The sequence below is a fragment of the Chitinophaga eiseniae genome (genome assembly GCF_900167135.1).
Classification (GTDB): Bacteria; Bacteroidota; Bacteroidia; order Chitinophagales; family Chitinophagaceae; genus Chitinophaga; species Chitinophaga eiseniae.
In genome coordinates, this window is sequence record NZ_FUWZ01000004.1 from 291,959 (window position 1) to 298,585 (window position 6,627).

General features: G+C 55.0%; 1 protein-coding gene. It reads left to right on the forward strand.

Annotation, left to right across the window (positions count from 1 at the left end):
* Nucleotides 1-19: 19 nt before the first annotated feature.
* Entirely contained in the window at nucleotides 20-6,604 is a 6,585-nt protein-coding gene (locus B5D63_RS24860; protein ID WP_078671576.1) for a non-ribosomal peptide synthetase, read from the forward strand.
* Nucleotides 6,605-6,627: the final 23 nt, after the last annotated feature.

Sequence of the window (6,627 nt, forward strand, 5' to 3'; positions counted from 1 at the left end):
TATTTAACACATTAAGTATATGCCGGGTTTTAATTTGTCGGAGGTCGTCCTGATACTGGAACAGGCACAGGACCTGGGAATAGGCCTCTCCCTCGATGGAGACGAGCTGTTACTGAAGACAGCGCAGCAAAAACCATTTGCACCGTCTTTTCTGCAAACGCTGAAAGAAAACAAGACGCAGCTGGTAGCCTACTTTAAAGCATCCGCCGCCGCCGCGGCCACAGCCCCTGCTACTGAAAAGATCCGGGTGGCAGAAAGACCTGCCGGCTCCAGGATACCACTTTCGTTTAGCCAGGAGCGTTTGTGGTTTATCGACGCGCTGGAGGGTTCGGTGCAGTATCATGTGCCTGCGGTTTTAAAACTGAAGGGCACCGTCGATACAGCAGCACTGGAGCAGGCGCTGCGCACTATTGTGGACCGGCACGAAGTATTACGTACAGTGATCGGCGCCGATGAAGACGGGACATGGCAGCAGTCCGTACCCGGCAACAACTGGCGGCTGGACATCATAGACGGCGCCGGCGATGCCGGCGATACCGCTGCCTTGCAGGCCCGCATAGCGGCGCTGATCCATCAACCATTTGATCTTGCCACTGATTATATGCTGCGTGCCCACCTGGTCACGCTCCGGAAGGAAGAAGCGATACTGGTGCTCACCATGCACCATATCGCCTCCGACGGATGGTCGTCTTCCATTCTCGTCCATGAGCTGATGGAAGGTTACAGCGCTTTTACCAAAAAACGCGATCCCCGCTATACGCCACTGGACATCCAATATGCGGACTACGCCATCTGGCAGCGTAAGTACCTGTCCGGCGCCACCCTGGAACAAAAGATCGACCACTGGAAAAATAAATTACAGGACGTTACGATGGCCGAAATTCCTGCGGACTTCGAACGCCCTGCCACCGGCAGCACGCACGGCGCATTTGTGGTGTTCAACATAGCGGGCGCACTGGCAGCCGCGTTACGGCAACTGGCACAGCAGGAAGGAGCTACCCTGTATATGGTGCTGCTGGCTGCGTTTAAAGTACTGGTACACCGCTACAGCGGACAAGAGGATATCTGCGTGGGCGGCGCCGTTGCAGGAAGAACACGCACAGAGCTGGAACCGCTGATCGGCTTTTTTGTCAATACCCTCGCGTTACGTACAGACCTTGGCGGGAACCCTTCTTTCCAGTCTGTACTGCAACGGGTGAAAAATACCCTGCTGGATGCGTTTGAATATGAAGACGCCCCCTTTGAAAAAGTAGTGGAGGCAGTCGTGAAAGAGCGCGACAGGAACAGGAACCCGCTGTTCCAGTCCGTGTTTGTATTACAGAACGTGCCGGCTGTCCCCGAATGGCGTATAGGCGACGTCGTGATCACCGAAGAACCGGTCATCCGTAATGCCAGCCTGTTTGACCTGACCTGGATAGCGGAAGAGCGCGGCGAGGAGATCAGTATCTACCTGGAATACAGCACAGACCTGTTTCGGGAAAACACCATCCGGAAGCTGTTCTCCCACTATGAAACGCTGCTGGCGGCCATCGTGAAAGACCCGGCGCAGGCCATCGGGCAGCTGGAGATGCTGGCAGCCCATGAAAAACAGCAATTGCTGACAGACTTCAACGCTACGGCTTTTCCCTATCCCGCGGAGAAAACAATCACCGCTTTATTCGATGAACAGGTGACACAGACGCCGGAGGCTATCGCACTGGCCTTCGGAGAAACGCAACTCACATACGCGCAGTTACAGGCACAATCAGATAAACTGGCCGCATACCTGCAAAGCAAAGGCGTAAAAGCGGAAACGATGGTGCCGCTCTGCATGGAACGTTCCGCACAGCTGATCGTCAGCATACTGGCCATTCTCAAAGCCGGTGGCGCCTATGTGCCGGTAGATCCGGCCTATCCGCGCGACCGTATCCGGTTTATGCTGGAAGATACGCGCCCGGTGATCATACTGACAGAAAGCGCGCAATTACCCGCCTTGCGGGAACATGTACCCGCCATAGAGATGGTATGCGTGGACCAGCTCATGGAGACACTGGCGGATGCACCGGCGCCGGTAACATCTGCCAACCCCGGATCACTCGCATATATTATCTATACTTCCGGCTCTACCGGTCAACCGAAAGGTGTGATGGTTACCCATCGTAACGTCACCAGCCTGGCCCGTGGCGGCAATTTCATGACGCTAAACGCCGAAGATGTGTTACTGTCCACCGGTTCCCCTTCCTTCGACGCTACCACCATCGAATACTGGGGTATGCTGCTGAACGGCGGACAACTGGTATTGTGCCCGGAGAAACACCTGCTCGATAATCCATTACTGAAGCAGGAGATACGCCGCAGAGGAGTTACGAAGATGTGGTTTACCGCCAGTTGGTTCAACCAGCTGGTAGACGATGATATCGCCATCTTTGAAGGGTTGAACGCGCTGATGGTAGGCGGAGAGAAACTATCGGAAGAGCATATACGGAAATTCAGAGAAGCCTATCCTGCCACGGCCATTATTAACGGCTACGGTCCTACGGAGAATACCACTTTCTCCCTCACCTGGCATATCACCGCGGTGGAGCCGGGCATAAATATCCCTATCGGGCGCCCGTTGGGCAACCGTACGGCTTACGTCCTTAGCGCGGAAGGGCAGCTACAGCCCGCAGGCGTAGCGGGCGAGCTGTATGTGGGAGGCGACGGCGTGTCCCGCGGATACCTGAACCAGCCCGGGCTGACCGCTCAGAAGTTTATACCGGACCCTTTCAGCAGCGCTCCCGGCGCAAGGTTATACCGCACCGGAGACCTCGCCTGCTGGCTGCCGGATGGCGCCGTGGCTTACCTGGGCCGTATCGATGATCAGGTGAAAATACACGGTCACCGTATTGAACCGGGTGAGATCGAAAGCGTGCTGTTGCAGCATCCCGGCGTCAAACAGGCGGTGGTACTCATGCAGGTGAAAGCTACCGGTGATAAATACCTCGCAGGATATATCGTGCCGCAGCGGGCTTTTGATAAAGCCGCACTCGCCGACTACCTCAAAGGCAGGCTGCCGGCCTATATGGTCCCTGCTCAACTGGTAGTCCTGGATAAAATGCCGCTTACCTCCAATGGAAAGGCGGACAAGAAGGCGCTGCGGGCGTTGACAGACGATAACACGGAGACACAGGTCTACACTGCGCCGGTGAATGAAACAGAACAACAACTGGTGACCATATGGGAAAGATTTTTACAAAAGCAACAGATCAGCACCACCGCTAACTTTTTTGAGCTGGGAGGCCACTCCCTGCTGGCGTCGCGGGTGGTGACCGCTATCCGTAACACGCTGGGAGTGGAACTGAGCATTACCCGGTTCTTCCGGTATCCCACCGTTTCGAAACTGGCGGCGCATCTGACAGGTAAAGCAAAGGAGAGTGGATGGCCCGCGATCGTTGCCGGAAAAAGACCCCCCAGGATACCGCTGGCTTTCAGCCAGGAACGGTTGTGGTTCATTGACCAGATGAATGGCACCTTGGCTTATCACGTACCGTTGGCGGTCCGGCTGAAAGGAACGCTGGACGAAGCCGGCTTGTCGTTCGCGCTGCAAACCATCGTGGACAGGCATGAAGCGCTACGTACCGTCATACGGCAGGAGCATGGTGTGCCTTACCAGCAACTGCTGGAGGTGGACGGATGGGAACTTGCAAAGATTTCCGGAAATAAGTTCAGCACCCCCGAAGCGTTGCAGGCTCATTTGATAGAACTGGTCAACACACCGTTCGACCTGGCGGAAGATTACATGCTACGTGCCAGCCTGGTGCGCCTGTCGGTCGATGAACACATCCTGCTGATCACCGTGCATCACATCGCCTGCGATGGTTGGTCTGTTACCATCATGGTGAATGATATCGCCGAATTATATAATGCTTACATAGAGAAACGGCCCGCCGCGCTGGCGCCGCTACCGCTGCAGTTTGCAGACTATGCCGTATGGCAGCGAAGCCTCGCGGAGAATGAACGCCTGCAAAAACAGTTGTCCTATTGGGAACAACAACTGAACGGTGTGGAAGTGCTGCAACTGCCGACCGATTTCTCCAGGCCGGCCATACAGAGCACCAAAGGCGCCGTACAGCGGTTTGCCCTGGACGCCGCCTTGTCGGAACAGCTCCGTCAGTTCTCCCTGCAACAGGATGTAACCCTCTTTATGACGCTGCTGGCAGCCTTTAAGGTATTGCTGTACCGCTACAGCGGGCAGGAAGATATCTGCGTGGGTTCTTCCATCGCCGGCAGAACACAGGAGGAAGTGACAGGCCTGGTGGGTTTCTTTGTCAATACGCTGGCGCTGCGCAGTGACCTGAGCCGGCAACCTACGTTCCTGACGCTGCTGCAGCAGGTGAAACAAACCACGCTGGCGGCCTATGACCACCAGGAAGTGCCTTTCGAGAAAGTGGTAGAGGCGGTGAATACAGACCGCGACCTTAGCAGGACCCCGCTGTTCCAGGTGCTGTTCGAATTGCAGAACACGCCGGCAGTGGACCAGGTGCAACTGGGAGCGCTCGATGTAACGAGAGAAGACCTGAAATATAATACGGCACAGTTTGACCTGGTAGTGTCCATGGAAGAAGGGCCCGACGGGTTGACGGGCTTTGTGGAATACGGTACCGAGATTTTCCGGGAAGAAACCATCACACAGCTGATGACACATTTCAGTCAGCTGCTGGCGACCGTCCTCTCGTTACCGGATACACGCATTAACAAGTTACCGCTGCTCACGGAGGCCGAAAGGCATCAGCAGCTGGTGACCTTTAACAACACTACGGTAGATTTTCCTCACAATAGCACATTAATCGATCTGATCACGTTGCAGGCGCAATGTACACCGGCTGCGCCGGCCCTGGCAATGGGAGACGAGGTTATTTCCTATGCCTCGCTGGAAGAGCGCTCCAACCAACTCGCGCACTACCTGCGGGAGATGGGGGTGAACGACACCTCGCTGGTGCCTGTTTGTTTAGACCGCTCTCCGGAGATGGTCATCGCCATCCTCAGTATTATGAAAGCTGGCGGCGCGTATCTGCCCATAGACCCCGGGTACCCGGAAGACAGGGTGGCTTACATGCTGCAGGACAGTAAAGCGAAGATGGTGATCAGCCGCAGCGCTGACAAACAAAAACCGGCGCAGGCCGCGGCGGTGCGCATTATTTCCCTCGACGAAGAAGCCGCTGTTATCAGCGGGTATCCGACAACTGCTTTGGCAGCATTGCCAGTGCCTTCCCAACTGGCCTATGTGATCTATACTTCCGGCTCCACCGGTCTGCCGAAAGGGGCTATGATAGAACATGCCGGCATGTTGAATCACCTGTATGCCAAAGTAAACGACCTTCGGATGGATGCCACCGCCATCGTGGCTTTCACCGCTGCCTTTACTTTCGATATTTCTGTATGGCAGATGTTTTCCGCGCTGTTGTGCGGCGGTTATACGATCATCTATCCGACAGATACCATCTTACAGCCTGTGTCGCTGATGCAGGCGGTAGAGAAAGATAAGGTGACGATCCTCGAAGTAGTACCTTCTTATCTCTCCGCGATATTAGCTACCGTGAAAGGCGTATCGCTCCGGCAACTGAAATACCTGCTGGTAACCGGCGAAACATTGCCCCGCCAACTGGTGGCGGAATGGTTTCAACACGAAGCGAACCGTACTATCCCTGTGGTAAACGCCTACGGACCTACAGAAGCCTCCGACGATATTACCCATCACGTTATGTATGAAGCACCGGAGCAGGGCAATGTGCCGCTTGGCAAGCCCATACAGAACCTGCAGATATACGTGCTGGACGCCTCTATGCAGCTTTGTCCCATCGGTGTTGCCGGGGAGATCTGCGTGTCAGGCATTGGCGTGGGCCGTGGTTATCTCAACCGGCCGGAACTGACAGCCGAAAAATTTGTACACGATCCCTTCCGTGAAGAAGACGGCGTGCGCATGTACCGCACGGGAGACCTGGGCAAATGGCTGCCGGACGGCACGGTCGTACACCTGGGAAGAATAGACGACCAGGTGAAAGTCCGTGGCTACCGTATCGAGCTGGGAGAAATAGAACGAGTGATAGAGAAAAGCGGAATGGTGAAACAGGTGGTCGTTATCACAAAAGCAGATCAATACCAGCAACTGCAACTGGTGGGTTATGTGGTAGGGCAGGAGCATTTCGACAAGGATGAACTGCTGGGGTACCTGAAAACAAAACTCCCTGAATACATGGTGCCGGTGCAGTGGGTGATGTTAACGGAAATGCCGCTTTCCGCCAACGGAAAAATCAACAGGAAAGCGCTGCCGGAAACAGAGATGGCCGCCACGTCAGCAGATCTGTACGTCGCCCCCACGAATGAACTGGAAGAAAAACTGGCGGACATCTGCGCCAGGCTGCTGGAAGTACAACGGGTAAGCATATACGACAATCTCTTTGAAATTGGTATGCACTCGCTGCTGATCATGCGCCTCGCCGCCACCGTTCATGAAGACTTCGGGTTGCAGGTATCTGTACGGACCTTCTTCCAGCTGACGACCATCGCCGCATTGGCCAAATACATCGGTGTCAATAAAACGCCGGTGGCCGCCCCGACTGCCAAACAGAAAAAAATTATTCTATAATCCTATTTTTTAAACCATTCACG